The sequence below is a fragment of the Hydrogenophaga taeniospiralis genome (assembly GCF_020510445.1).
Taxonomy (GTDB): domain Bacteria; phylum Pseudomonadota; class Gammaproteobacteria; order Burkholderiales; family Burkholderiaceae_C; genus Hydrogenophaga.
Genome location: NZ_JAHBAG010000001.1, coordinates 3,964,029 through 3,989,680 on the forward strand (window position 1 = coordinate 3,964,029; position 25,652 = coordinate 3,989,680).

General features: G+C 66.0%; 19 protein-coding genes, 5 tRNA genes and 1 pseudogene. 7 read left to right on the forward strand and 18 right to left on the reverse strand.

Annotation, left to right across the window (positions count from 1 at the left end):
* Window positions 1-21: 21 nt before the first annotated feature.
* The 13 genes from KIH07_RS19040 to KIH07_RS19100 form a co-directional block, all read right to left on the reverse strand.
* The gene (locus KIH07_RS19040) at window positions 22-1,338 is read right to left on the reverse strand and encodes an MFS transporter (RefSeq protein ID WP_226493461.1); all 1,317 of its coding nucleotides are present in this window, start codon (window positions 1,336-1,338) and stop codon (window positions 22-24) included.
* Between the two features lie 87 nt (window positions 1,339-1,425).
* Window positions 1,426-2,049 (reverse strand): DUF6806 family protein, encoded by a 624-nt coding sequence (locus tag KIH07_RS19045; protein ID WP_226493462.1) that lies wholly within the window; start codon window positions 2,047-2,049, stop codon window positions 1,426-1,428.
* Window positions 2,050-2,091: 42 nt separating this feature from the next.
* Window positions 2,092-2,184: transfer RNA gene (locus KIH07_RS19050), tRNA-Leu, on the reverse strand.
* Between the two features lie 118 nt (window positions 2,185-2,302).
* Window positions 2,303-2,378, reverse strand: a tRNA-Gly gene (locus tag KIH07_RS19055).
* Between the two features lie 23 nt (window positions 2,379-2,401).
* Window positions 2,402-2,475, reverse strand: a tRNA-Cys gene (locus tag KIH07_RS19060).
* A gap of 73 nt (window positions 2,476-2,548) precedes the next feature.
* Window positions 2,549-2,624: transfer RNA gene (locus KIH07_RS19065), tRNA-Gly, on the reverse strand.
* Between the two features lie 78 nt (window positions 2,625-2,702).
* Window positions 2,703-5,135 (reverse strand): endopeptidase La, encoded by a 2,433-nt coding sequence (gene lon / locus KIH07_RS19070; protein ID WP_226493463.1) that lies wholly within the window; start codon window positions 5,133-5,135, stop codon window positions 2,703-2,705.
* A 102-nt stretch (window positions 5,136-5,237) separates the two neighbouring features.
* The gene (gene clpX, locus KIH07_RS19075; RefSeq protein ID WP_226493464.1) at window positions 5,238-6,503 is read right to left on the reverse strand and encodes an ATP-dependent Clp protease ATP-binding subunit ClpX; all 1,266 of its coding nucleotides are present in this window, start codon (window positions 6,501-6,503) and stop codon (window positions 5,238-5,240) included.
* Between the two features lie 152 nt (window positions 6,504-6,655).
* The gene (gene clpP / locus KIH07_RS19080) at window positions 6,656-7,276 is read right to left on the reverse strand and encodes an ATP-dependent Clp endopeptidase proteolytic subunit ClpP (RefSeq protein ID WP_319004826.1); all 621 of its coding nucleotides are present in this window, start codon (window positions 7,274-7,276) and stop codon (window positions 6,656-6,658) included.
* 222 nt (window positions 7,277-7,498) lie between these two features.
* Window positions 7,499-8,809, reverse strand: coding sequence for a trigger factor (gene tig, locus KIH07_RS19085; RefSeq protein ID WP_226493465.1), 1,311 nt, complete (start codon window positions 8,807-8,809; stop codon window positions 7,499-7,501).
* 72 nt (window positions 8,810-8,881) lie between these two features.
* Window positions 8,882-8,968, reverse strand: a tRNA-Leu gene (locus tag KIH07_RS19090).
* Between the two features lie 94 nt (window positions 8,969-9,062).
* Window positions 9,063-12,236 (reverse strand): efflux RND transporter permease subunit, encoded by a 3,174-nt coding sequence (locus KIH07_RS19095; protein WP_226493466.1) that lies wholly within the window; start codon window positions 12,234-12,236, stop codon window positions 9,063-9,065.
* 8 nt (window positions 12,237-12,244) lie between these two features.
* Window positions 12,245-13,369, reverse strand: a complete 1,125-nt coding sequence (locus KIH07_RS19100) for an efflux RND transporter periplasmic adaptor subunit (protein ID WP_226493467.1) — start codon at window positions 13,367-13,369, stop codon at window positions 12,245-12,247.
* Window positions 13,370-13,635: 266 nt separating this feature from the next.
* Between KIH07_RS19100 and hpnC the strand changes: the two genes are divergently transcribed.
* The 4 genes from hpnC to KIH07_RS19120 all read left to right on the forward strand — a co-directional run bounded on the left by hpnC (window position 13,636) and on the right by KIH07_RS19120 (window position 19,380).
* On the forward strand, window positions 13,636-14,526 hold the full coding sequence (hpnC, locus tag KIH07_RS19105; RefSeq protein WP_226494761.1) for a squalene synthase HpnC: 891 nt from the start codon (window positions 13,636-13,638) through the stop codon (window positions 14,524-14,526).
* 107 nt (window positions 14,527-14,633) lie between these two features.
* Entirely contained in the window at window positions 14,634-15,500 is an 867-nt protein-coding gene (hpnD, locus tag KIH07_RS19110) for a presqualene diphosphate synthase HpnD (RefSeq protein WP_226493468.1), read from the forward strand.
* Window positions 15,497-16,873, forward strand: a complete 1,377-nt coding sequence (hpnE, locus tag KIH07_RS19115; RefSeq protein ID WP_226493469.1) for a hydroxysqualene dehydroxylase HpnE — start codon at window positions 15,497-15,499, stop codon at window positions 16,871-16,873. The genes hpnD and hpnE overlap by 4 nt, the downstream gene beginning before the upstream one ends.
* Before the next feature lie 77 nt (window positions 16,874-16,950).
* Window positions 16,951-19,380 carry a Lon protease family protein gene (locus KIH07_RS19120; protein ID WP_226493470.1) on the forward strand — a complete coding sequence of 810 codons (2,430 nt, stop codon included), beginning with the start codon at window positions 16,951-16,953 and terminating at the stop codon, window positions 19,378-19,380.
* Between the two features lie 18 nt (window positions 19,381-19,398).
* On the opposite strand, the gene KIH07_RS19125 is transcribed toward KIH07_RS19120, so the two are convergent.
* Both KIH07_RS19125 and KIH07_RS19130 read right to left on the reverse strand, forming a co-directional pair.
* Window positions 19,399-20,058, reverse strand: a complete 660-nt coding sequence (locus KIH07_RS19125; protein WP_226493471.1) for a glutathione S-transferase family protein — start codon at window positions 20,056-20,058, stop codon at window positions 19,399-19,401.
* Between the two features lie 19 nt (window positions 20,059-20,077).
* The gene (locus KIH07_RS19130; RefSeq protein ID WP_226493472.1) at window positions 20,078-20,875 is read right to left on the reverse strand and encodes an HAD family hydrolase; all 798 of its coding nucleotides are present in this window, start codon (window positions 20,873-20,875) and stop codon (window positions 20,078-20,080) included.
* On the opposite strand from KIH07_RS19130, the gene hemH reads away from it, so the two are divergent.
* From hemH to KIH07_RS19145, 3 genes are all read left to right on the forward strand, one after another.
* Entirely contained in the window at window positions 20,874-21,965 is a 1,092-nt protein-coding gene (gene hemH, locus KIH07_RS19135; RefSeq protein WP_226493473.1) for a ferrochelatase, read from the forward strand. The two genes, KIH07_RS19130 and hemH, sit on opposite strands and share 2 nt — an antisense overlap.
* Window positions 21,966-22,232: 267 nt before the next feature.
* Window positions 22,233-22,553 carry an antibiotic biosynthesis monooxygenase gene (locus KIH07_RS19140; RefSeq protein ID WP_226493474.1) on the forward strand — a complete coding sequence of 107 codons (321 nt, stop codon included), beginning with the start codon at window positions 22,233-22,235 and terminating at the stop codon, window positions 22,551-22,553.
* An 86-nt stretch (window positions 22,554-22,639) separates the two neighbouring features.
* Window positions 22,640-23,509, forward strand: coding sequence for a hypothetical protein (locus KIH07_RS19145; RefSeq protein WP_226493475.1), 870 nt, complete (start codon window positions 22,640-22,642; stop codon window positions 23,507-23,509).
* Here KIH07_RS19145 and KIH07_RS19150 read toward each other — a convergent pair.
* The 3 genes and pseudogenes from KIH07_RS19150 to KIH07_RS19160 form a co-directional block, all read right to left on the reverse strand.
* Window positions 23,506-23,607, reverse strand: a pseudogene (locus KIH07_RS19150) (IS481 family transposase); the annotation flags it as partial. The gene KIH07_RS19145 and the pseudogene KIH07_RS19150 sit on opposite strands and share 4 nt — an antisense overlap.
* 72 nt (window positions 23,608-23,679) lie before the next feature.
* Window positions 23,680-24,549 (reverse strand): alpha/beta fold hydrolase, encoded by an 870-nt coding sequence (locus KIH07_RS19155; protein ID WP_226493476.1) that lies wholly within the window; start codon window positions 24,547-24,549, stop codon window positions 23,680-23,682.
* Window positions 24,546-25,646, reverse strand: a complete 1,101-nt coding sequence (locus tag KIH07_RS19160; protein WP_226493477.1) for a branched-chain amino acid ABC transporter permease — start codon at window positions 25,644-25,646, stop codon at window positions 24,546-24,548. Before KIH07_RS19160 ends, KIH07_RS19155 begins: the two co-directional genes overlap by 4 nt.
* Window positions 25,647-25,652 lie beyond the last annotated feature (6 nt).

Sequence of the window (25,652 nt, forward strand, 5' to 3'; positions counted from 1 at the left end):
CGACGCGATGGTGATGCAAGGTCAGGCGTTCGCCAGGCCAGGACCCGACAACACTGCACGGCGACCCCGCTCCATGTTCACCGGCAACAGCAAAACCAGCCCCAGCAAAAACAGCAGCGCTGTGAACCCGATGGCCAGCCGCTGATTGCCCCCGGTGGCCCAGGTGATCGCGCCATAGCTCAAGGGCCCGATGATGCTGGCCAGCCGGGTGGCAAAGGTCCACAAACCATAGAACTCGGCCAATTGTCTGGGCGGTGCCAGCATGCCGGCCATCGCCCGGCCCGACGACTGGCTCGAACCCATGCACAGCCCGGCGATGGCGGCGGCGTACCAGAAACCGCCCTTGGTGGTGGTGAGGGCAGCGATGATGCACGTGGCAATCCAACCCACCAGTGTGATCCCCAAGGCCAGCTTGTGGCCCAGCCGGTCCTGCCAGTAGCCGAACGCAAAAGCGCCCAGCGCAGCGGCAATGTTGAGCACGAAGATCAGCACCATGGTTTCTTGCTGCACGAAGCCGATCACCTGCTCCGCGTAGATCGCAGCGAGCGCGATCGTCACCGCCACACCGCCCTGATAGGCCACGGCACAACCCAGCAGCCACATGAAATCGCGGTAGTTGCGGGCACGGCGCAAGGTGTCTCCCAACTGCCGCAGCGAAGCTTTGACGCCCGAAACACCACCCTCCCCACCCGTGGACTGCGCACGCTCGCGCAACAGGCCCAGCGTGAACACCGACGCCACCGCAAAGATGCCAGCCGTGATCAGCATGGTGACCGGGACAAACTGGCTCGCCGGCTGCCCGTGGGCTTGCGCCCAAATCACATAGACCAGACTCAACCCCAATGCCAGCATGCCGCCCAGATAGCCAAAACTCCAGCCCCAGCCGCTAACCCTGCCCATCGCCGCCGGGCGTGCCAACTCGGGCAGAAATGCCGCGATCAGCGACTCTCCCCAGGCAAAGAACACGTTGGAAACCATGACAAGCAGCATGCCCAGCACCACCGCGCCGGGACCGACCAGGGCCAGCGCCGCCGTGGCCAGCACGCAGCCCACCGTCGAGAGCATCAGCAACCGTTTTTTGGCGGCATGCCGGTCGGCCCACGCCCCCAGAGCGGGGATTGTGAACATGACCACCACGTGCGATGCGCTCAAGGCCAGGGTCCAGGCGAACGTGGCCCAATCTGCCCCCCCGGCCACAGAACCCACGAAGTAGGCCGCGAAGACCGCCGTGAGCACCACGGTGGTGTAGCCGGAATTGGCGAAGTCGTACATCGCCCAGCCAAACACCTCGCGCTTGCGCACGCCCGGGTTCAGGGATTCGGAAGAAAACAGGGCCATCGCCGCCGCTCCGGTCAGATGGCGGTCGGCGACCGCCCTATTGCGCAGTCTAGTCGCGGTGCGTGAAGAACCGCACCGGGTTCACCATCAGTGCAAATGGCGGGGCTTGCGCGGGCCGCCATGGCCGGAGGAGCCACCGTGACCCCTCGGTGGTTTGCCCAATTGCATGGAGTTGACCAGGGCATCGAAACGCTCGGTGAACAGCTTGTCGATGGCACCGACCACGTCCGCGAGCTCAGCCGCATCAAAATGACGCTCCATGACATGGATCACGTCCTGCACCAGCAGGTCCCGCTGCACCTGCATGATGGCCGCCGGCGTGGGGCCTACAAAACACATCATGAAATCGTCGCGGGCCTCTTCTTCAGAGGAATCATCTTCCTCGTCGAACTCGGCATCGTAGAACGACACCTCGAGCGGTGCACCCGCCGAGGCAATTTCATTGAGCCCCATGCAGGCCTCTTCGATCACCTGACGAAAGTCCTCGTCACCAGGAACCGTCCAGCACATCTGCAACACATGGGTTGCGGCGTCGAAGCGGATGCCCGGTTCGTCTTCGTAGGTGCTCTCCGCAGCGGCCGCCAGCGAGCGAGCGCCCGCGTATTGCCACAGAGGTTTGAGCGCCTCCTGGATCTGGCCGAACTCGACATCCTCACGCAGGGGCACATCCCCATGCACATGGATTTCGAACGGCGCGTTGTATCGGGTCATGGAAACTCACTGTACCGGCGAAACCGGAAAAATCCTAGGGCCTGGTGCCTCGAACCGGGGTCGAACCGGTACGCCCCCTCACGGGAAAGCGGCGGATTTTAAGTCCGCTGTGTCTACCAATTTCACCATCGAGGCGACCTTTGATTGTCGCAGGTTCGACAGAGGCCCCCTTGGTGCAGCCACTGGTCACGCAACACCCAAAAGAGCACAAAGAAATGAAAAAAGGGAAGCCAGGGCTTCCCTTTTTCGAATCTGGAGCGGGAAACGAGACTCGAACTCGCGACCTCAACCTTGGCAAGGTTGCGCTCTACCAACTGAGCTATTCCCGCACGATCTGTTGCCTGTCAGTGACTGGAGGCGCGACCCGGAGTCGAACCGGGCTAGACGGATTTGCAATCCGTTGCATAACCGATTTGCTATCGCGCCCAATGCGAACGACCGGATAAACCAATCCCTCACAACTGACAAAAAAGGGAAGCCGGGCTTCCCTTTTCAATACTGGAGCGGGAAACGAGACTCGAACTCGCGACCTCAACCTTGGCAAGGTTGCGCTCTACCAACTGAGCTATTCCCGCATGTTTCTGATGTTTGTCAGAAGCTGGAATTCTAGCGCAGAAAAACGCCTCTTTTCAAGCCCCCGAAAATTTTTTGACTCAGTGTTTCACCGCATCGGGCGCGGGTGCCGCCGGGCGCACGGACGCGGCCGCCACCTGCGCTGCCACCTCTTCGTCGGTCAGGGGAACCGGCTGGCGCTCCAGTGCAATGGCCAACACCTTGTCGATCCATTTGACGGGAACGATCTCCAGGCCCTGCTTCACGTTGTCGGGAATCTCGGCCAGATCCTTCACGTTTTCCTCCGGAATGATCACGGTCTTGATGCCACCACGCAAAGCCGCCAAAAGCTTCTCCTTCAAGCCACCGATGGCGGTGACTTCACCACGCAGGGTGATCTCGCCGGTCATGGCCACGTCGGCACGCACAGGGATGCCCGTGAGCGAGGACACCAGCGCCGTCGTCATGGCCGCACCGGCGCTCGGACCGTCCTTGGGCGTGGCGCCATCGGGCACATGGATGTGGATGTCTCGCTTGTCGAACTGTTCGTCCTTGATGCCGAGTGACCGGGCACGGCTGCGCACCACCGTGCGCGCCGCCTCCACCGACTCCTTCATCACATCGCCGAGCGAACCGGTCCGTGTGATCACGCCCTTGCCGGGCATGATGGCCACCTCGATGGTCAGCAGATCGCCACCGACCTCGGTCCAGGCCAGGCCCACGACCTGTCCCACCTGGTTCTGCGCTTCGGCACGCCCGTAGCTGTATTTGCGCACGCCCAGGAATTCACTGAGGTTCTCGGCGTCCACCACCACCGTGGGGGTGTACTTCTTGAGCAGAACGCCCTTGACCACCTTGCGACAGATCTTGGAGAGTTCACGTTCGAGTGAACGCACACCCGCCTCACGGGTGTAGTAACGCACGATGTCGCGCACGGCGTCTTCATGCACCTCCAGCTCACCCTCGCGAATCCCGTTGTTCTTCAGCTGTTTGGGCAGCAGGTAGCGAATGGCGATGTTGGTCTTTTCGTCCTCGGTGTAACCCGACAGGCGAATCACCTCCATGCGATCCAGCAGCGCCGGCGGAATGTTCATCGAATTCGAGGTGGCGACAAACATCACGTCGGACAGATCAAAGTCCACCTCGACGTAGTGATCACCGAAGGTGTGGTTCTGTTCAGGATCCAGCACCTCCAGCAACGCGCTCGAGGGGTCACCCCGGAAGTCGGTCCCGAGTTTATCGATCTCGTCGAGCAGAAACAGCGGATTGCGCGTGCCGATCTTGGACAGGCTCTGCAGGACCTTGCCCGGCATGGCGCCGATGTAGGTGCGGCGATGGCCACGGATCTCTGCCTCGTCACGCATGCCGCCCAGCGCCATGCGCACGTACTTGCGGCCCGTGGCCTTGGCGACCGATTGCCCCAGCGAGGTCTTGCCCACCCCCGGAGGACCGACCAGGCACAGGATGGGTGCCTTGACCTTGTCCACGCGCTGTTGCACCGCGAGGTATTCGAGAATGCGGTCCTTGACCTTGTCCAGACCGTAGTGATCCTCGTTGAGCACAACCTCGGCGTGTGCCAGATCGTGCTTGATCTTGGTCTTCTTGCTCCAGGGCAAAGCGACCAGGGCATCGATGTAGTTGCGCACCACGGTGGCTTCGGCCGACATGGGCGACATCAGCTTGAGCTTCTTGAACTCGGCGTCGGCCTTCTTGCGCGCCTCGGCGGGCATCTTGGCGGCCTTGATCTTCTTTTCGATTTCTTCGATGTCGGCGCCCTCTTCGCCTTCACCGAGCTCCTTCTGGATCGCCTTGACCTGTTCGTTCAAGTAGAAGTCGCGCTGGTTCTTCTCCATCTGGCGCTTGACGCGACCACGGATCTTCTTGTCGACATTGAGAATGTCAACCTCGCGCTCAAGCTGTTCAAACAGGTTTTCCAGCCGCTTGTTGACCAGGTCCAGATCGAGCACGACCTGCTTGGATTCGAGTTTGAGCGGCAGATGGGCCGCGATGGTGTCGGCCAAGCGGCCAGGATCGTCGATGCTGGAGATCGAGGTCAGGATTTCCGATGGGATCTTCTTGTTGAGTTTGACGTATTGGTCGAACTGCTGCATCACCGCACGGCGCAGCGCTTCCAGTTCGGTCGACTGCATGTTGGCGCGCTCCACCGCGGGGTCCACCGGATGGACGCTGGCGACAAAATGGCTCTCGCCATCGCTGATCGACAGCACCTTGGCGCGCTGCACGCCTTCGACCAGCACCTTCACCGTGCCGTCGGGCAGCTTGAGCATCTGCAAAATGGTGGCGACGCAGCCCATCTCGAACATGTCGTCGGTCGACGGCTCGTCCTTGGCGGCGGCTTTCTGCGCCACCAGCATGATGCGGCGCTCAGCCTCCATCGCGGCCTCAAGCGCCTTGATGCTTTTCGGGCGACCCACAAACAAGGGGATCACCATGTGCGGGAACACCACCACGTCGCGCAGGGGCAACAGGGGCAGTTCAACCGGTGTGCTAGGGAGGGGGGTTTGTCCGGACATTTCTCAACCTCAACAAAATGGTCAGATGGGGTTGATGCGGGCGATATCAACCGGACGCATCGTCAACTTCGGCACGCACTCACATCGCGTGCGGGCAACGCCTCAAGCCTGCTTGGCCGCTTCGCGGTACACCAGCAGCGGTGGCTTGTTCTCTTCGATGGTGGACTCGTCCACCACCACCTTCTCCACATTGCTCATGCCTGGCAGCTCGAACATGGTGTCGATCAGCGCGTTTTCCAGTATCGAGCGCAGGCCACGGGCGCCGGTCTTGCGCGCCAGCGCCTTGCGGGCGATCGCCTTGAGCGCCGCCGGACGCACTTCCAGTTCGGCACCTTCCATGGACAACAGCCGCGAGAACTGTTTGACCACGGCGTTCTTGGGCTCGGTCAAGATCTCGACCAGCGCATCCTCGCTGAGCTCGGACAGCGCGGCAATCACCGGCACACGTCCCACGAGCTCGGGGATCAAACCGAATTTGATCAGGTCCTCGGGCTCGATCTCCTTGAACGCATCGGTCAGGCTACGCTGCTTCTTGCTCTTGACCACAGCACCAAAACCAATGCCCGAGGCCTCGGTGCGGTTTTCAATGATCTTCTCCAGCCCGGCGAACGCACCACCGCAGATGAACAGGATGTTGGTGGTGTCGACCTGCAGGAAGTCCTGGTTCGGGTGTTTGCGCCCGCCCTGGGGAGGCACCGAAGCCATGGTGCCTTCGATGAGCTTGAGCAGGGCCTGCTGCACACCTTCGCCCGACACGTCGCGCGTGATGGAGGGGTTGTCGGACTTGCGGGTGATCTTGTCGATCTCGTCGATGTAGACGATGCCCTGCTGCGCGCGCTCCACGTCGTAGTTGCAGCTCTGCAGCAACTTGGCGACGATGTTTTCCACGTCTTCCCCCACATAACCGGCTTCGGTCAGCGTGGTGGCGTCGGCCATGACGAAGGGCACATTGAGCATGCGGGCCATGGTCTGGGCCAGCAGGGTCTTGCCCGAACCGGTGGGGCCGATCAGCAGGATGTTGCTCTTGGCCAGTTCCACATCGTCCTTGCGGGCGTTCTGCTTGTGGCGCAGGCGCTTGTAGTGGTTGTACACCGCCACCGCCAGTGCGCGCTTGGCGGCTTCCTGCCCGATCACGTAGTTGTCGAGGTTGCTCTTCAGTTCGGCGGGCGTGGGCACGTCATCGCCGGAAGCCTTGACCGACTCCAGGCCGGGCAACTCGTCGCGGATGATGTCGTTGCACAGGTCGATGCATTCGTCGCAAATGAACACCGAGGGGCCGGCGATCAGCTTCTTGACCTCGTGCTGGCTCTTACCGCAAAACGAGCAGTAGAGCGCTTTTTCACTGGAGGTGGCTTTTTTGTCGGCCATGGGTCTGGGGTTCCGGAATACGAGGGAAGTTCAGTGTCAACAATGATAGTTCAAGCCCGCCAGGGGCCAAACGCAGGAAAAGAAGGCCGAATCGGTGCCGGTCACCCGTATCGGGAGACCCATATGCGTGCCGGCCCCCGATTCCGCAAGCATCAGGTCGCCGTCCCCGGGCGCCTGTCGATGACCTTGTCGATCAGCCCGTATTCGGCCGACTCGGCCGCCGACAGGTAGTAATCGCGTTCGGTGTCGCGCTCGATCTTGTCCAACGGCTGGCCGGTGCGCTCGGCCAGGATCTTGTTGAGCTGCTCGCGCGTTTTCAGGATTTCGCGGGCATGGATCTCGATCTCGGTGGCCTGCCCCTGCGTACCGCCCAGCGGCTGGTGGATCATGACCTTGGAGTTGGGCAGCGCAAAACGCTTGCCCTTGGCGCCCGCCGCCAGCAGGAAAGCCCCCATGCTCGCGGCCATACCGATGCACAGCGTGGACACATCGGACTTGATGAAGTTCATGGTGTCGAAGATCGCCATGCCGGCGCTCACCGATCCACCGGGCGAGTTGATGTAGAAGGAAATGTCCTTGTCCGGGTTTTCGCTTTCCAGGAACAGCAACTGGGCCACCACCAGGTTGGCCGACTGGTCGTTGACCGGACCCACCAGAAAGATGACGCGCTCCTTGAGCAGGCGCGAATAGATGTCGTAGGCGCGTTCGCCTCGGCCCGACTGCTCGATCACCATGGGCACCATGCCCAAGCCTTGAATATCCATTGCGCTCATGCGTTTCTCCATGTATTGATGTGTCGCGATGCCACTACTGTAACCAACCCGCCAAACCCGCCACACGGTCGCGGGCATGGCCCAGGCATGCATATGGCGTGCCCGAAGAAAAAGGCAAGCGGGCAGACATGAAAAAGGGCGGAATCAACCGCCCTTTTTCATGCCCAGGCGTCCCGAGCGGCGACCGGAATCGCTCGCCCCGGCCCCCGAGGGGAAAACCGCTCAGGCCTGGCCCATCAGTTCGTCGAAGCTGATGGCCTTGTCGGTGACCTTGGCCTTGGACAACACATACTCGGTCACGTTGTTCTCGACCACGATGCCTTCGACTTCGGCCATGCGGCGGTTGTCGCCGGTGTACCAGCGCACCACGTCGGCGGGCTTCTCGTAGGAGGCCGCCAGCTCTTCGATGTGGGCCTTGAGCTGCTCGGGCTTGGCGTGCAGTTCGTTGGCGCGGACCAGTTCGGCCACCACGAGGCCCAGGCGCACGCGGCGCTCGGCCTGCGGACGGAACAACTCTTCGGGGATCGGCGCCTTGTCGGCGTCTTTCACACCACGCTGCTTGAGGTCGGCACGGGCGCCCTCGACCAGGCGGTCGAGCTCGGCCTGCACCACCGACTTGGGCAGGTCCAGTTCGGCCTTGGCCACCAGCGCGTCCATCACGGCCTGCTTGTTGCGGGACTGCAGGCGGAACTTGACTTCGCGCTCCAGGTTTTTCTTGATGTCGGCACGCAGGCCGTCCACCGTGCCGTCGGCGATGCCGAGCGACTTGGCCAGGGCCTCGTCCACCTCGGGCAGATGGGCGGCTTCTATCTTGTTGATCGTGACCAGGAAGTCGGCCGTCTTGCCGGCCACGTCCTTGCCGTGGTAGTCCTCGGGGAAGGCCAGCGGGAAGGTCTTGGACTCGCCGGCTTTCATGCCGCGCACGGCGTCTTCGAACTCCTTGAGCATCTGGCCATCGCCGACGATGAACTGGAAGCCTTCGGCCTTGCCGCCTTCAAAGGCTTCGCCGTCGATCTTGCCGGCGAAATCGATGGTGACGCGGTCGCCGTCCTGGGCGGCCTGGTCCTGGGCGCGTTGCGCGAAGGTGCGGCGCTGCTTGCGCAGGATGTCCAGCGTGCGGTCGATGGCGGCATCGGTCACTTCGGCCGATACTTTTTCGATCTCGGCGGTGGACAGGTCTTCGATCTTGACTTCCGGGTACACCTCGAAGACCGCATCAAAAGCCAGTTGGCCTTCAGGCGCTTCTTCTTTCTCGGTGATCTTGGGCTGGCCGGCCACGCGCAGCTTGGCTTCATTGGCGGCCACGGCAAATGCCTCGCCCACTTTTTCGTTCATGACTTCGTAGTGCACCGAGTAGCCATAGCGTTGGGCCACCACGTTCATCGGCACCTTGCCCGGACGGAAACCGTCCATCTTGACGTCGCGCGCCACGCGCTTGAGGCGGTTGGTCACCTCGGTCTGGATGACATCGGCTGGCAGCGTCAGCGTGATCTTGCGCTCAAGCTTTTCCAGGGTTTCAACGGTCACGGTCATGGTTTTCTCCAAAAGGGAAGTCGGTCAACCAGCCTGTCTGGCTCACCGGTGGAAATGCGTTTGTCTGAGCTGTGGTGCGCGGGGGGGGACTCGAACCCCCACACCATTGCTGGCGTCAGGACCTAAACCTGGTGCGTCTACCAATTTCGCCACCCGCGCGCCTTCATTCCATGCGGCCCGGTCACAGGGCTTTGCTCACCTTGTGCGCCGGGTCGTCTGCTTCACGGCAACCTTAGATTGTAGCTGCTGTGGGTCAGGCCGGCCGGGGTTCGCGCCGCACGCGGAACCAGGCCGCGTACATCGCCGGCAGGGCCAGCAGGGTGAGCACCGTCGCCACGATCAGGCCGCCCATGATGGCCACCGCCATCGGGCCCCAGAACACGCTGCGCGAGAGCGGGATCATGGCCAGCACGGCGGCGGCCGCGGTCAGCACGATGGGACGCGCGCGGCGCACCGCGGCCTCCACGATCGCGTCCCAGGCCGGCACGCCGCGCGCGCGGTCCTGCTCGATCTGGTCGATCAGGATCACCGAGTTGCGCTGGATCATGCCCATGAGAGCGATCACGCCCAGCAGGGCCACAAAGCCGAACGGCCGGTTCAGCAGCAGCAGCGCACCGGCCACGCCGGCCATGCCCAGCGGACCGGTCAGGAACACCAGCAGCGAACGGCTGAAGCTCTGCAGTTGCAGCATCAGCAGCGTGAAGGTGATGAACAGCATGATGGGAATGCCGGCGGCGATCGACGACGAACCCTTGCTGCTCTCCTCCACCGCGCCGGCCACCTCCACACGGTAGCCGTTCAAGCCACGCTGGGTCCAGCCCTCGCCGATCTGCTTGAGCTGCGGCAACAGCTCGGCCGTGACGGTGGCGCCCTGCAGGCCTTCGGCCACGTCGCTCTGCACCGTGATGGCGAAGTCGCGGTTCTCGCGCCAGATCACGCCGGGCTCCCAGCCGAACACCGGGCGCGCGATCTGCAGCAGCGGAATGCTCTTGCCGCTGGCCGTGGGCAGGTAGGCATTGCCCAGGCTGGTGATGGCGTCGCGCTCGTGCAGCGGCTGGCGCAGCACGATGTCGATCAGCTTGTCGCCGTCACGGTACTGCCCCACGGTACTGCCGCTGAGGATGGTGCGCGAGGCCTGCGCGATGGACTCGCTGGACACGCCCAGGGCACGCGCCTTGGCCTGGTCCACGTCCAGGCGCAGCACCTTGACCGATTCGTTCCAGTTGTCGTTCACACCCCGGGTGTGCGGGTTGTCGCGCATGGCCTGCTTGACCTCGTCGGCCAGCCCGCGCAGCACCGTCGGGTCGTCACCGACCACGCGGAACTGCACCGGGTACGGAACCGGGGGCCCGTTGGGCAGCAGCTTGACGCGGCCGCGCACCTCGGGGAACTCGGTCGCCAGCAGGGCCGGCAGCGCCTGGCGCAGGCGCTCGCGCGTTTTCAGATCCTGCGGCAGCACGATGAGCTGGGACACATTGGTCTGAGGAAAGGTCTGGTCCAGCGGCAGGTAGAAGCGCGGCACGCCCGAGCCGACCCAGATGCTCACGCTCTTGACGCCCGGCTCGCTGGCCATGCGCGCCTCGATGCGGCGCGTGACCTCGTCGGTGGTGCCGATGCTGCTGCCCTCGGGCAACCACACGTCCACCAGGATCTCGGGCCGGCTCGAATCCGGGAAGAACTGCTGCTGCACCTGGCCCATGCCCACGATGCCCAGCACGAAAGTGCCGATGGTCAGGCCGATGGTGATCCAGCGGTGCTGCACGCACCAGTTCACCAGCGCGCGAAAACGCACGTAGAACGGCCCGTCGAACACCTCGTGCGCCGGCCCCACATGGGCTTTGACCTTGAGCAGCCGCACGCCCAGGTAGGGCACGAACATCACCGCCACGATCCAGGAGATCACCAACGCGATCACCGTCACCGCGAAGATCGCGAAGGTGTATTCGCCCACGGCCGAGTTCGCCATGCCGATGGGCAGGAAGCCCGTGGCCGTGATCAGCGTGCCGGTGAGCATGGGCATGGCGGTGGCGTCCCAGGTGAAGGTCGCGGCCCGCGCCATGGTGTAGCCCTCTTCGAGCTTGCGCACCATCATCTCCACCGCAATGATGGCGTCGTCCACCAGCAGGCCCAGCGCGATGATGAGCGAGCCCAGCGAGATCTTGTGCAGGCCAATGCCCCAGTAATTCATGGCCAGGAACGTGATCGCCAGCACCAGCGGGATGGTGATGAACACCACCAGGCCGGGCCGCACGTCCAGCACGAAACGGCGCAGGCCCCGGCCACCTTCGCGCCGGTGCAGCCCCAGCGCCAGGAAGCTGACCGCCAGCACGATCGCCACCGCCTCGATCAGCACCTTGACGAATTCGTTGACCGAGGTGGTCACCGCGCTGGGCTGGTCCTGCACCTGCACCAGCGCCATGCCCGCGGGCAGCTCGCGCTCGATGTCGGCCACGACCCGTTTGAGCGCTTCGCCCAGCGCGATGATGTCGCCGCCCTTGGCCATGGAGATGCCCAGGGCGATGCTGTCCTGGCCGTTGTGGCGCACCATCACCTGCGCCGGGTCCGCGTAGCCCAGGCGGATGTCGGCGATGTCGCCGAGCCGGATCTGGGTGCCGTTGGCGGCACGGATGGGCATGGCGCGCAGTTGCTCCACCGACTGGAAGGCCCCGCCCACGCGCACCTGCACCACGTCGTGCGGCGCCTGCACCGTGCCAGCGGACTCGATGGCGTTCTGCTGCCCCAGCGCGGCCAGCACCTGCTGCACGTCCAGCCCCAGGGTGGCCACCCGCTGGTGCGAGATTTCCACGTAGAGCTTTTCGTCCTGCACGCCGAAGAGCTCAACCTTGTTGACGTCCTTCACACGCAACAGCTGCTGGCGCACGCGGTCGGCCACCTGCTTCTTGTCGGCCGGCGAAAACCCGTCGCCCTGCAGCGCGTAGATGACACCGAAGACGTCGCCGAACTCGTCGTTGAAGAACGGCCCGACCACGCCCTGCGGCAGCGAGCCGCGCATGTCGCCCACCTTCTTGCGCGCCGTGTACCAGCTCTGCTGCACCTCGACCGGCGGCGACGAGTCCTTGAGCTGGAACAGGATCAGCGCTTCGCCCGGCTTGGAGTAGCTGCGGATCTTGTCCGCGTAAGGCACTTCCTGCAGCGTCTTCTCGATCCGGTCGGCCACCTGCTCGGCCACTTGTTCGGCGGTCGCGCCCGGCCAGTAGGCCCGCACCACCATGGCGCGGAAGGTGAACGGAGGGTCCTCGTCCTGACCGAGCTGGAAGTAGGCCGCCACGCCCAGCAGCATCAGCACGATCATCAGGTAGCGCGTGAAAGCCTGGTGGTCCAGCGCCCACTGCGAGAGGTTGAAGCGCGACACCCAGGAGGTGGCGCCGTCGGTGGGGTTCGAGAGGTTCGGGGGGATCGTTTGCATGGCGTCGCTCACTGGACCCGGGCGCCGGTGAAACGCGTGACCTTCTGGCCCGGCGACAGCACATGCACACCGGCGGCCACCACCTCGTCGCCCGGCTTCAGGCCAGCGGCGATCACCACGTCGTTGCCATCGGCGCCGGCCACCTCCACCGGGCGCACCTGCACCGTACTGCTGGCGGTGTCAAACAGCCACACCGCGCTGCCCTGCTTGTCGCCCTCGGTCGAGCGCATCAGCGCGCTGGTCGGCAGCTTGATGGCCGCCGGCGCGGCGCTCTGCCCGTTGGGGGCCAGCGTCACATGGGCGGTGGCGCCCAGCGGTGCCTGCGCGTCGGCCGGCAGCGAGAGCTTGACCTGGTAGGTGCGGGTGACCGGGTCGGCACTGGCCGCCACCTCCCGCACCTCGGCGCTGAGCGTGGCGCCGGCCGTGGCCGCAGCACCGGCCGATGCGGAGCTCCACAGGCGCACCTGCGCCGTCTGGCCGCTGCGCACCTGCGCCAGTTGGTCTTCGGGCACGGCGAACACCACGTCGCGGGCACCGTCGCGTGCGATGCGCACCACCGGCGTGCCCGCGGCCACCACCTGGCCCGCCTCGGCCTCCACCGCCACCACCACGCCCGCGCCGTCGGCCAGCAGCCGGGCGTAACCGGCCTGGTTGCCCTGCACAGCGCCCTGGGCCCGGGCCTGGCGCAGGCTGGCCTCGGCCGCCTGCAGCGTGGCCTGGCGGCGCTCGATTTCCGCACCGCTCACGAAACCCTGTGCTTTCAGATCGGTGAACCGCTTCAGGTCGGCCGCCGCCAGATCGCGCTGGGTCTGCGCCGCACTCACCTGCGCCTGCGCGGCCTGGCTGGCCAGCGCCAGGTCGCTCGCATCCAGCTGGGCCAGCAACTGGCCGGCCTGCACCCGTTGCCCGACCTCGGCCGGGCGCTGCACCAGCTTGCCCCCCACCCGAAAGCCCAGCCGCGACTCCACCCGCGCCTTGACCTCGCCCGCGTACTCGCTGCGGGCGTTCACCGTGCCCACGCTCACGGTCATCAACTTGACGGAACGCACGGGCGGCTGCGGCGCCTCGGGCCGCGAACAGGCCGACAGCACCAGGGCTGCGGTCACGATGAGAGCAAAGTGCGGTGTTTTCATGGTCGGACTGGGCGTACGAGGGTGGAATTGGCCGGCGAACTGCGGGGAAAACGAACAGCCGGATAAACGGCCTGGTCCGGATTCTACTAATGACTGACCGGTTAGTAATAAAAATTGTAGTTCAATGCAGGGGCTCTGCCCTCCGCATCGCGCCCGCCACGATGCCCGAAACGGGTCTTTTGTGGAATAAACCGCTGCTCATCTCTGCAACGCCGCTGCCCCCACCCATGTCCACGCCCTCCCCGGTCACCCCCACACCCTCCCCGATGCCACCCGCCAGCGAGGCCACCCCACTCACCGCCGGCGTGGGGCACTACGAGAACTTCCCCGTGGCGTCCTGGCTCTGCCCGCCGCGCCTGCGCCCGGCCGTGATGGCGATCTACCACTTCGCCCGCACGGCCGACGACATCGCCGACGAGGGCGATGCCAGCGCCGAGCAGCGCCTGGCCGAGCTGGCGGCGTTCCGGCAGGCGCTCGATGCCTGCCTGGCCGACCCGCCGGGCGCTCCCACCACCGGGCGCTGGCCCCACATTTTTGGCCCGCTGGGCCAGGCGGCGCGCGAACACGCCCTGCCCGGCGCCCTGCTGCACGACCTGCTCAGCGCGTTCGAACAGGACGTGCGCCACACCGCCAGCGGCCACCGCTACGCCAGCACCGCCGAGCTGCTCGACTACTGCCGCCTCTCCGCCAACCCGGTGGGCCGCCTGCTGCTGCACCTCTACGGCATCACCGACGCGGCCTCGCTGCAACACAGCGACCAGATCTGCAGCGCCCTGCAGCTCATCAACTTTTGGCAGGACCTGAGCGTCGACCTGCCGCGCGCCCGGTATTACCTGCCGGCCGACGCCCTGCAACGCCACGCGCTGGCGATCGAAGACTTCCTGCCCGGCGCACCGGCCCCGGCAGGCAGCCCCTGCGCGCAGCAGGCCCTGGTCAGCGAACTCTGCGCCCAGGCCCGTGGGCTGATGCAGATGGGCGCCCCGCTGGTGCACCGCGTGCCCGGGCGCGCCGGCTGGGAACTGCGCCTGGTGGTACAAGGCGGCCTGCGCACGCTCGACGCGATTGCCGAACGGGAGTACCGCAGCTGGCAGACCCGGCCCAAGCTGGGCAGGTCCGATGTGCCCCGCCTGCTGTGGCGCGCCCTCTGGATGCGGTAAGGCAAGAACGGGTCGGTGATCTCGCTGGGGCCTCAACGCAACCCGGGAGGCGCAAGGCGGGACCGGCGGTGCGCCTGTTTACACTCAGGCAACCTTGCCCCGAGCCCATGACCCCCCAAGACTACGTCCAGCAAAAAGCCGCTGCCTCGGGCAGCAGCTTTTATTACGCCTTCCTCTTCCTGCCACCGGAGCGGCGCGCCGCGATCACGGCCTTCTACGCCTTCTGCCGCGAGGTAGACGACGTGGTCGACGAGGTGAGCGACCCGGGCGTGGCGCAGAACAAGCTGGCCTGGTGGCAGCACGAAGTGAACCAGTCCTTTGCGGGCCATGCGCAGCACCCGGTGATGCGCGCGCTGATGCCGCAGGCCGCGGACTTCGGCATCGAGGCCCGCCACCTGCTCGCCGTCATCGACGGCTGCCAGATGGACCTGGACCAGAACCGCTACCTCGACTTCGCCAACCTGCAGCGCTACTGCCACCTGGTGGCCGGCGTGGTGGGTGAAGTGGCCGCCGGCATCTTCGGCCAGACGCAGGCGCAGACCACCGACTATGCGCACCGGCTCGGCCTGGCGTTCCAGCTCACCAACATCATCCGCGACGTGGGCGAAGACGCGGCGCGCGGGCGCATCTACCTGCCGGTCAACGAACTGCAACGCTTCGACGTGAAGGCGCACGAGCTGCTCAAGCGCGGCGCCGCGCCCGGCACCGACGTGGCCGACTTCCAGCGGCGCTTTCGCGCGCTGATGCAGTTCCAGTGCGAACGCGCCCTGAAGACCTACGACGAGGCCCTGGCCCTGCTGCCCGAAGCCGACCGCCGCGCGCAGAAGCCGGGCCTGATGATGGCCAGCATCTACCGCACCCTGTTGCAAGAGATCGCCGCCGATCCGCTGCTGGTGCTGAGCCAGCGCGTGAGCCTGACGCCCCTGCGCAAGTTCTGGCTGGCGTGGAAGGTGCAGGCGCTGGGGCGCCTTTGAGCGCACGGCTGGCCATCGTCGGTGCGGGCTGGGCCGGCATGGCGGCGGCCGTGGCCGCCGCCGAGGCGGGCGTCGACGTGACCGTGTTCGAGGCGACCCGAGCCCTCGGTGGCCGCGCCCGCGCATTGCATGTGCAACGGCCCGACGGCCTGCCGCTCACGCTGGACAACGGACAACACATCCTGATCGGCGCCTACAGCGAAACCCTGGCGCTGATGCAGCGCGTGGGCACCGATCTGGCGCAGGCGCTGCTGTGCCTGCCGCTGGCCCTGCCCTACCCCGACGGCAGTGGTCTGCGGACCCCCGCCTGGGCCGCGCGCTGGCCCGCGCCCTTCGACGCCTTGGCCGCCATCGCCAGCGCGCGCGGCTGGCGCTGGGGCGAGCGGCTGGCGCTGATCCGCGCCTCGCTGGGCTGGCAGGCCGGGGGGTTCGTCTGCGCGCCCGGGCTGACCGTGGCCGCGCTGTGCGCCCGGCTGCCCGCGCGCGTGATGGACGAACTGATCGAACCGCTGTGCGTCTCGGCCCTGAACCTGCCGGCCCGCGACGCCAGCGCGCAGGTGTTCCTGCGCGTCATGCGCGACGCCCTGTTCGGCCGGGGCTTTGGCGGCTGGGCCGCGTCGAGCCTGCTGCTGCCGCGCACCGATCTCTGCGCCCTGTTTCCGCAGGCCGCCGCGCGCTGGCTGCAGACACGGCATGCGGCCACCGCCAGGATTGTTGAGGGCGCCCGCGTGTCGGGCCTGCAGCACCAGGCCCCCGGCTGGCGCCTGAGCGGCCAGCGCCAGGGCGAGGCTTTCGACGAAACTTTTGACCAGGTGATCTGGGCCACCGCCGCCGGCCCGGCCGCGCAGGCCATGGCGCAGACCGCGTCGCACACGCCCGATGCCGACACCGCCGAGCGGCTACGCGCCTGGGCCGGCGAGGCCGCGGCGCTCGACTTCACCGCCATCACCACCGTCTACGCCTGGGCGCCCGGCGTTCGCCTGGCCGCGCCCATGCTCGCCCTGCGCGCCGAGCCCGACGCCCTGGCGGCTCCGGCGCAATTCGTGTTCGACCGCGGCCAGCTCGCCCCGCAGGACCCGGCCGCGCAGGGCGTGCTGGCGTTCGTGATCAGCGCCAGCGAGGGCGAGCGCGACGCGCTGCAGGCGCGCGTGTTGCAGCAGGCGACGCGCCAGCTCGGCCTGGGCGGGCTGCAGCCGATCCGGACCGTGGTGGAAAAACGCGCCACCTTCGCCTGCACCCCCGGCCTGCGGCGCCCGGCGCAGGCCATCGCACCGGGCCTGTGGGCGGCGGGCGACTATGTGGACGGGCCGTACCCGGCCACGCTGGAAGGCGCGGTGCGCAGCGGTCTGGCGGCGGTGGCGCGGGTCTGCTGATCCCGGTTTGACGTCCGCGCTTGCGCGGCGCCCCAATCCGCGCATCATGGTCACACCGAACCCAAGGGACCCTGTTCATGAGCACCACCCGCCTTGCCCCCGAGCAACTGAGCCTGCGCATCGACCCCGCCTCGCTGGGCTTCGACGACACCTCCGCGCTGCCCACCGGCACCCTGCCCTGGATCGGCCAGGAACGCGCCGAAACCGCCGCGCGCTTCGGCCTGGCGATGGACCAGCCCGACTACAACCTGTTCGTGCTGGGCGAGGTGGGCAGCGGGCGCGCCACGCTGCTGCGGCAGCTGACGAAGGCGGTGGCCGCCGAGCGCCCGGTGCCGCCCGACCTGTGTTACCTGCACAACTTCGACGCCCCCGAGCGCCCGCGCGCCCTGCGCATGCCCGCCGGCCAGGGGCGCGAGCTGCGCCAGCTCATGGGCAAGCTCTCGCGCTTCCTGCAGAGCGAGATTCCGCTGCGCCTGAGCAGCGAGGACTTCAAGGCCGAGAGCGAGCGCATCCAGAACGCCTACCAGGCCGAGGAGGCCAAGGCCTATGCCGAACTCGACGCCTTCGCCGAGGCACGCAGCTTCAACCTGTTTCGCGAGTCGGGCCACCTGGTCTTCACCCTCATCGGTGAAAAAGGCGCCGCGCTGACCGAAGCCGAGGCCCGCGCGCTCTCCAAGGACCGGCGCGCCGAGATCGACAAGGCCGAACAGGAGCTGCGCGACGAGATCGCGCGCTTCCTGGAAAAGACCCGCCCCATGCTGCGGGTGATGAACGAGGGCCTGGCCGCGCTGCGCCGCCAGACCGTCAAGCCCCTGCTCGACCACGAGCTGCAGAACATCCGGGTGAGCCTGAAGAAACAGATCAAGGACTCCGTCAAGCTCGGGAGCTACCTTGACCAGGTGCAGCACGACGTGCTCGAACACATCGAACTCTTCATCGCGCAGGACAGCGACGACGAGGCTCGCCAGGAAGCGCTGGCCCAGCTGCTGCTGGGCTACCGCGTCAACCTGGTGGTGGACAACGCCGACCTGTCGGGCGCGCCGGTGATCGCGGAAGACAACCCGGTGTTCCACATGCTCTTTGGCCGCATCGAGTACCAGGCCGAAGAGGACGTGATGATGACCGACTTCTTCCGCGTGCGCGCGGGCAGCCTGATCCGCGCCCACGGCGGTTTTCTGCTGCTGCACCTGCGCGACCTGCTGGCCGACGAGCTGGTGTGGGAAAAGCTGCGCCGCTTCATGCGCTCGGGCCGGGTGCAGATCGAGGAGCCCGGCAGCTCGCTGATGCCGATGGCGGCCGTCTCGCTGCACCCCGAGGCGGTGGACGTGGAGGCCAAGCTGGTCCTGATCGGATCGGTGGACGAGTACTACGCGTTGCAGGAGGCCGATCCCGAATTCGCGCGCCATTTCCGGGTCAAGGTCGATTTCGCCGAGAGCTTCCCGGCCAGCGACGACACGCGCGCGGCCAGCGCGCTGTTCGTGGCCCACACCTGCCGCAAGCTCGGCCTGCCCCACCTGTCGGCGCCGGCCGTGGCCCGCCTGATCGAGGACGCCCACCGCCAGGTGGACGACCAGACGCGCCAGAGCGCCATCTTCGCGCGCACCGAGGCCCTGGTGGCCGAGAGCGCGGGCATGTGCCGCGCGCGCGGCGCCAGCCGGGTCGAGCTGAAGGACGTGGACGCGGCGCTGGACGCGCGGCGCCAGCGCCACAACTACCCCGAGCAGCGCCTGCGCGAATCCATCGCCGAGGGCGAGCGCCTGATCACGCTGCACGGCGAGCAGGTGGGCCAGATCAACGGCCTGACCCAGATCGACCTGGGCGACTGGCGCTTTGGCCTGCCGGTGCGCGTGAGCGCGCGCACGCACGCGGGCACGCAGGGCCTGCTCAACATCGAACGCGAGGTCGAGATGTCGGGCCCCATCCACGACAAGGGTGTGCTGATCCTGCACAGCTACCTCACGGCCCTGTTCGCGCACCTGGCGCCGCTGGCGCTCAACGCCTCCATCGTGTTCGAGCAGGAGTACCACGGCGTGGAGGGCGACTCGGCCTCGTGCGCCGAGCTGTTCGCCGTGCTCTCGGCGCTCTCGGGTGTGCCGCTCAACCAGGGCATCGCGGTCACGGGCGCGCTCAACCAGCACGGCGAGGTGCTGCCGGTGGGCGGCATCAACGAAAAGATCGAAGGCTGGTTCCGCGTCTGCGAAGCCTCGGGCCTGGACGGCCACCAGGGCGTGCTGATGCCCGCGCGCAATCTGCGCCACCTGATGCTGGAGCGCCCCGTGATCGATGCCGTGGAACAGGGCCGCTTCCACATCCACACCGCCGCCCACCTGAGCGACGGGCTGGAGCTGCTGACCGGCCTGCCCTCGGGCCTGCCGGCGGCGCCCGCGGCAGAGGTGGACTACCCGGCCGAGAGCGTGCTCGGGCGGGCGCAGCAGACCCTGCAGGCCTACCGCCGCGCCTGCCAGCGCGCCGGGACGACGGGGCGGTCACGCCGGTCTCGGCCGTGACCGGGTCGGCAGGAACCGTCAGCCCGCCGCCTTCACCGCCACGTGCGCAGGGCGCTCCACGCAGCGCCGGACCCAGTGGTGCGTGAGCGGGTGCGCGGCCATGAGTTCGCGCGCCGGCCTGGCCCAGTTCAGCACGCTGGCCACACACAGGTCGGCCACCGTGAAGCGGTCCGCCGCCAGATGGCTTTCGCCGCGCTCGTGCTGCTGCCGCAGGTGCTGCTCGATCACGCGCAGCGGCACGGTCAGGCGTTTTTCGGCGGCGGCGGCCAGCTCGGGCTTGCGCCGCTCGGCCGGCATCGCCATGCGGTGCATCAGCACGGTGAGCGCGTCGGCTTCGAGTTCGTTGACGGCCCAGAAGCTCCAGCGCAGCGCCTCGGCGTCTTCGCGCGCGGTGGCGGGCGTGATGCTGTGGCCGTCGGGCTGGCCGTGGTGGCGCGCGATGTAGAGCGCGCAGGCCATGCTTTCCCAGACCACGATCTCACCGCCCTGCTCCGGGGGCTGCTGATCGACCACCACCGGGATGTGGCCGTTGGGGTTGAGGGCCAGGAAACCGGGGCTGCGCGTCGCACCGCCCTGGTAGGGCGTGGGCACGTGGGTGAAGTCCAGGCCGAGTTCGGTCGCGGCCCAGAGCGGGCGCACCGCGCGCGAAGCGGCGATGCCGTGGATGGTGAGGCCCATGGTGAAACGAAGGGGGAGTTCAGCCGAGCGCGCGGCACAGGGCCAGCAGCTCGGTCACGGTGATGTGGGGCGCCAGCGGCGCGTGCGCCCAGGCGTGGCCCTCGCGGTTCACCCAGGCGAGCTGCATGCCGGCCTGGAGCGCACCCACGCCGTCGAGGTGCGCATCGTCCCCGATGTGCAGCACTTGCTCGGCCTCCACGCCGGCGGCCTGCGCGGCGGCGTGGAAGATGCGGGCGTCGGGCTTGGCCGCGCCGAAGCCGTGCGCGTTGAGCGAGGCCCGGAAATGCGCGCCGATGCCCACGCGGTGCACGTCGGCGTTGCCGTTGGACACCGCCACCACCGGGTAGCGGCTGCTCAGCCACTCCAGAGCGGGCAGCGCGTCGTCGAACAGCTCCACGCGGTGCCGCTCGGCAAAGAACACCTCGAACGCCGGCTCGGCCAGCGCCGGGTCGTCGCCCGCGCGCTGCAGCACCAGGCGGATCGACTCGCGGCGCAGCCCGCTCATGTCGTGTACCAGATCGGGCCGGGTGGTGCTCATCTGGTTGCGCAGTTCGCGCAGCGTGCCCGGCGCGGCGCACAGCGCGGCGGTGGCCGGCGCGTGCTCGTTCAGCCAGGCCTGCAGCACGTCTTCGGCGCGGGCGATGGCGGGCCAGATCGGCCAGAGCGTGTCGTCCAGATCGAGCGTGATGGCGCGCACGCGGCTGGTGTCGAGGCCGAGGTCTGGCACGATGGCAGGCGCGTCCGCTGGGGCGCGGCTCTCGGTGGTTTGCGAGGGCGTGGGGGTGGCGGCGTTCATGTGTGCGGGAGAATAGCGCATGCCTTTCCAACAAGAACCCCCGATCCCGCATGGCCAGGCGGCGCGCACGGCCATCGTGCTGTGCAATCTGGGCACCCCCGACGAAGCCACCGCCCCCGCCCTGCGCCGCTACCTCGCGGAGTTCCTGGGCGACCACCGCGTGGTGGAGATCCCCAAGCCGATCTGGTGGCTGATCCTGCACGGCATCATCCTGCGCACCCGGCCGGCCAAATCGGCCGCGAAGTACGCCAGCGTCTGGATGCCCGAGGGCTCACCGCTCAAGGTGTGGACCGAAAGGCAGGCCACGCTGCTGCGCGGCTACCTGGGCGAGCGCGGCCACCAGGTCACGGTGCGCTACGCCATGCGCTACGGCAACCCGTCCATCCCCGCCGTGCTCGACGAACTCAAGGCCCAGGGCACCACCCGCGTGCTGATCGTGCCGGCCTACCCGCAGTACAGCGGCACCACCACCGCCAGCGTGTTCGACGCGGTGGCGCACTGGGGCCTGAAAGTGCGCCACCTGCCCGAGCTGCGTTTCATCAACCGCTACCACGACGACGCCGGCTACATCGAAGCCCTGGCCAAAAAGGTCCGCGCGCACTGGATGCACCACGGCCAAGCCGATCAACTGGTGATGAGCTTTCACGGCGTGCCCGAGCGCACCCTGCAGCTGGGCGACCCCTACCACTGCGAGTGCCAGAAGACGGCGCGCCTGCTGGCCGAGCGCCTGGGGCTGGCGAAAGACCGCTACAAGCTCACGTTCCAGTCGCGCTTTGGCAAGGCCAAATGGCTGGAGCCCTACACCGAACCCACGCTGATCGCACTCGCGCAGCAGGGCGTGAAGAGCGTGGACGTGGTCTGCCCCGGCTTCACCAGCGACTGCCTGGAAACGCTGGAAGAGATCAACATGGAAGCCCGCGAAGCCTTCCTGCGCGCGGGGGGCGAGGCGTTCAACTACATCGATTGCCTCAACGACAGCCCGGACTGGATGCGCGCCCTGACCGCGCTCACCGAGCGCCACCTGCAGGGCTGGCCCACGAAACAGGCCGACGACCCGATGGCACTGGCGGCCAGCCGGGAGCGGGCGCTGGCGCTGGGCGCGAAGAATTGAGGAGTCTGGAATTGCTTTCGCCGGGTTTGTCGAATCTGTTATACCTGCGCCTGCCCATATCGGTCCTGGCCAGTCAATTGATTTCAAACAGGTTTTCTGGATTCCATGAGATTTTGTTTAACGGCAGTGATTGTGGGTATCCGGCGTTTTGCCGTTTAAATCAAAATTAGGCATCTGAAATTTGGTTTGTGTGCCAGCTTGTAGAAAATGCAAGATCAGCCATACAAGCTCTCATCGGCATCAGCCGCATCGGAAGGTCGAAATTCAATGTTCTCCCGCATCGGAACCTTTGACGTAAATCCATTGAAGCTCACTGAACTGGTTGCGCACTTTCACGATCAGGTAGTTCCAGCCTTCTCAGAACACGTAGGTTTTCTTGGCTATCAAGCCTACGTAGATCACGAGCGTGGAAGATTCGTAGGTGTTTCTCTATGGAGTACACGCGCCGAATTGGAAGCAAGCGCAGGCACAGCGAAGCAGGCGCTGGAAGTAGCCTTCAAGATCGGAGCCACGCCAGTGGGTGAACCACAGATTCTTCAAATGGCATTTAATGCAAAGCCGAGAGAACGAGGCACACCAGATGCCTAACCCTTCCATCGAGAGGGACGTCCAAGGGCTATCGCCCTCGGCCGCCCCTCATGTCAAACGTTGGGAGTCATAGAAAGGATTGCGCGATGCGGTTGTCTAAGTCCCTCTGTGCCGTAGTTGGTGAGGTGCTCGCGAGCACTGGGTCGCACGCCACGCTTGACGAACTCTTTATCTCGGCAGGCGCACCGGGGGAGCCGCCAGGACTGTCACACGGGTCGAAATGGAAAACATGGTTATTTAGATGCGGCCAAGACCCCAACGTAGATAGCATTGCTGTGCTTGGGAAGCTGCTGGAAGAATTTATGGATTTGCCGCCCGCAGATCCGGAAAACTTGGCAGAGTGGCGCACAAAGCGTGCAAGAGTTGAGGCAGTCCTTGAAGAAAACGGGCTTCGATACTTTCGCTTTGGAAGAGTCCTCCCACAAGGCGAGCAGCCGGAAGAAGAACCAAGACCCGAGCGAGCAGCGTCTATATCGCAGCCAAGTAAGCCTGCGAATGTAGAGGAGTTGCTTGAGGTTGTCGTCCGCGGCTTGCTTAGGGCAATGCACCCACTAACGCATCGCCGCAAAGGTTCCCAATCCCTGTACTTCGCGAATGAATACGACGTGCAAGACCTCTTGCATGCTCTCCTTCGTCCTTGGATAAACGACATTAGACCAGAAGAATTCACCCCAAGTTATGCCGGGTCGAGCACGCGGATGGACTTTCTCTTGCCAGCGCATAAGTTGGTAATCGAAACCAAGATCGTTCGCGACCGAGCTCACGCAAAACGAATCGGTGATGAGTTGATTATCGACATTGAACACTACCGAAGACACCCAAACTGCAAGACGCTCTGGTGCGTCGTCTACGACCCAGACAATCTAATTACGAATTCACCGGGCCTGAAGAACGATCTGGATGGTCAGCGAAAGTCAAAAGACGGCGAGGTTCTGGTGAAGACTTTCATTCTCTAGCTGTCGCAGCCCGGATGATCGTAGGGGCGTTTGACAAACAAATCAGACCTTTTAGCGTACCAGTCCTTCATGGCCTGCAAAGGCGTTCTGGATTTCAGCTCCAACTACGATTCAGCTGCAGCGACCAAGAATTCGGTACTGTGAACTCTCGCAGTGGCCTCGCCTGGCCATCACTGCCCCGCCAAAAACCGGCTGACCAGATCCAGCTGCTCTGGCACATTGAGCGCCGGCGCGTGGCCGCAGCCCGCGATCGTCACCACCAGCGCACGCGGCCCGCGGTCGCGCATGGCTTCGGCGGTGTCGGCCAGCAGCAGATCGGATTCCGCGCCGCGCAGGCACAGCACCGGTATGTCGATGCGGTCGTAGGCGTCCCACAGCTCGTAGTCGGCGGGGTGGTGGGTGAACTGCATCACCATGGCCGGGTCGTAATGCGGCGTCACGCGGCCGTTGGGCAGGCGGCGGGTGGAGCTTTCGGTGAGCAGCTTCCACTGCGCGTCGCTGAGAAAACCGTAGGGTTTGTAGATGGTGCGGAAGTACTGCTCCAGCTCGCCCACGGTGGCAAACGAGGCCGGGTTGCCCGCGTAGCTGCGGATGCGTTCGACCGCCGCGTCGGCCAGCTTGGGGCCGATGTCGTTGAGCACCAGGCGCTGGACGCGGCCCTGCAGCGGGCCGGCCGCGCAGACCATGCCGATGGCGCCGCCCATGGAGGTGCCGACCCAGTGAAAGGCTTCCAGCCCGAGCTGGTCCACCAGCGCCGTGGCAATGCGGGCGTAGAAGTCCAGGCTGTACTCGGCCTCCGGGTTCGGGCTCCACTCGGACAGGCCGCGGCCGATGGTGTCGGGGCAGATCACGCGATGCCCCAGGCCGCTCAGGTGGGCGGCCAGCGGGTCCATGTCGCGCCCGGTGCGCGCCAGGCCGTGCCAGGCGACCACGGGCGTGCTTTCGGGCACGCCGGGCGCGGGGGCCCAGTCCATGAAATGGATCTCGCGGCCTTCACACGGGAGGTAGCGCGACTGGGGAATCACAGCGGCGGAGTTCATTTCATGCCTTTCAATCGGGCGAGAACGGCGCGCTCCCTGAGCTTGCCCACAATGCCTGTCGGAAAGTAATAGACAGACAGCACGAACAGCACGCCCATCCAGAGCAGCCAGCGGTCGGGCGTGAGCAGGGCCGGCAGCAGTGGAATGCCCGTGGTGGCCTCGCCGGCCAGGCGCAGCAGGTCCTGCAGGTAGCTCTGCGCCAGCACGAAGAGCACGCTGCCGATCAACGCGCCGTAGAGCGTTCCCATGCCGCCGATGACGACGATGAGCAGGATGTCCAACATGATCTCGAACGAGAGCGAGGTGTCGGGCCCGTTGTAGCGCAGCCAGAGCGCGAGCAGGCAACCCGCCAGCGTGGCGAAGGCGGCCGAGAGCACGTTGGACAGCGTGCGGTAGACCACGGTGCGGTAGCCCAGCGCCTCGGCCCGGAAGTCGTTCTCGCGGATCGCCTGCAGCACCCGCCCGAAGGGCGAGTTCACGATGCGCAGGATGGTGAGGAAGATCGCCGTGACGGCCGCGAAGATCAGGTAGTAGGTGATCAGCTTGCCGTTCAGATCGACCTCGCCCAGCGGCGTCACCAGCGGCTCTTCGGTCAGCGTGAAACCGGGCGACAACAGCTCGGGCACACTGAAGCTCAGGCCGTCTTCACCCCCAGTGAAATCCGACAGCTGCGAGGCCAGCGTGAGAAAGGCCGAGGCCACCGCGAGCGTGATCATGGCGAAGAAGATCGCGCGCACCCGCAACGAGAACAGCCCGATCATGAGCGACAGCACCAGCGACACCAGCAGCGCGCAGATCACCCCCAGCGCGATCGCACCCCACGACGGTTCTTCGACCGCGTTGAGCGCGATCGCCACGCCGTAGGCCCCGATGCCGAAGAACATGGTGTGGGCAAAGCTCACGATGCCGGTGTAGCCCAGCAGCAGGTCGAAACTGGCCACCAGGGCCACGAACACCAGCACCTTGGCCGCCACGTTGAGCGCCTTCACGCCCGGGAACAGGAAAGGCGCGAACGCCAGGCCGAGGAACAGGATGACCAGCAGCGCGGCGAGCCAGCGGCTGCGCGGGAGGTCGTTGGAGAGGATTCGGTGAAGCATCAAATC

What these genes read in the sequence shown, in the direction of transcription:
- KIH07_RS19100 (WP_226493467.1), bottom strand. Translation starts at nt 13,369, where the DNA reads ATGAAAACACCGCACTTTGCTCTCATCGTGACCGCAGCCCTGGTGCTG.
- KIH07_RS19140 (WP_226493474.1), top strand. Translation starts at nt 22,233, where the DNA reads ATGTTCTCCCGCATCGGAACCTTTGACGTAAATCCATTGAAGCTCACT.
- KIH07_RS19130 (WP_226493472.1), bottom strand. Translation starts at nt 20,875, where the DNA reads ATGCGCTATTCTCCCGCACACATGAACGCCGCCACCCCCACGCCCTCG.
- hpnD (WP_226493468.1), top strand. Translation starts at nt 14,634, where the DNA reads ATGACCCCCCAAGACTACGTCCAGCAAAAAGCCGCTGCCTCGGGCAGC.
- lon (WP_226493463.1), bottom strand. Translation starts at nt 5,135, where the DNA reads ATGTCCGGACAAACCCCCCTCCCTAGCACACCGGTTGAACTGCCCCTG.
- KIH07_RS19145 (WP_226493475.1), top strand. Translation starts at nt 22,640, where the DNA reads ATGCGGTTGTCTAAGTCCCTCTGTGCCGTAGTTGGTGAGGTGCTCGCG.
- KIH07_RS19040 (WP_226493461.1), bottom strand. Translation starts at nt 1,338, where the DNA reads ATGGCCCTGTTTTCTTCCGAATCCCTGAACCCGGGCGTGCGCAAGCGC.
- hpnC (WP_226494761.1), top strand. Translation starts at nt 13,636, where the DNA reads ATGCCACCCGCCAGCGAGGCCACCCCACTCACCGCCGGCGTGGGGCAC.
- KIH07_RS19160 (WP_226493477.1), bottom strand. Translation starts at nt 25,646, where the DNA reads ATGCTTCACCGAATCCTCTCCAACGACCTCCCGCGCAGCCGCTGGCTC.
- KIH07_RS19045 (WP_226493462.1), bottom strand. Translation starts at nt 2,049, where the DNA reads ATGACCCGATACAACGCGCCGTTCGAAATCCATGTGCATGGGGATGTG.
- clpX (WP_226493464.1), bottom strand. Translation starts at nt 6,503, where the DNA reads ATGGCCGACAAAAAAGCCACCTCCAGTGAAAAAGCGCTCTACTGCTCG.
- clpP (WP_319004826.1), bottom strand. Translation starts at nt 7,276, where the DNA reads ATGAGCGCAATGGATATTCAAGGCTTGGGCATGGTGCCCATGGTGATC.
- KIH07_RS19095 (WP_226493466.1), bottom strand. Translation starts at nt 12,236, where the DNA reads ATGCAAACGATCCCCCCGAACCTCTCGAACCCCACCGACGGCGCCACC.
- KIH07_RS19120 (WP_226493470.1), top strand. Translation starts at nt 16,951, where the DNA reads ATGAGCACCACCCGCCTTGCCCCCGAGCAACTGAGCCTGCGCATCGAC.
- KIH07_RS19155 (WP_226493476.1), bottom strand. Translation starts at nt 24,549, where the DNA reads ATGAACTCCGCCGCTGTGATTCCCCAGTCGCGCTACCTCCCGTGTGAA.
- KIH07_RS19125 (WP_226493471.1), bottom strand. Translation starts at nt 20,058, where the DNA reads ATGGGCCTCACCATCCACGGCATCGCCGCTTCGCGCGCGGTGCGCCCG.
- tig (WP_226493465.1), bottom strand. Translation starts at nt 8,809, where the DNA reads ATGACCGTGACCGTTGAAACCCTGGAAAAGCTTGAGCGCAAGATCACG.
- hemH (WP_226493473.1), top strand. Translation starts at nt 20,874, where the DNA reads ATGCCTTTCCAACAAGAACCCCCGATCCCGCATGGCCAGGCGGCGCGC.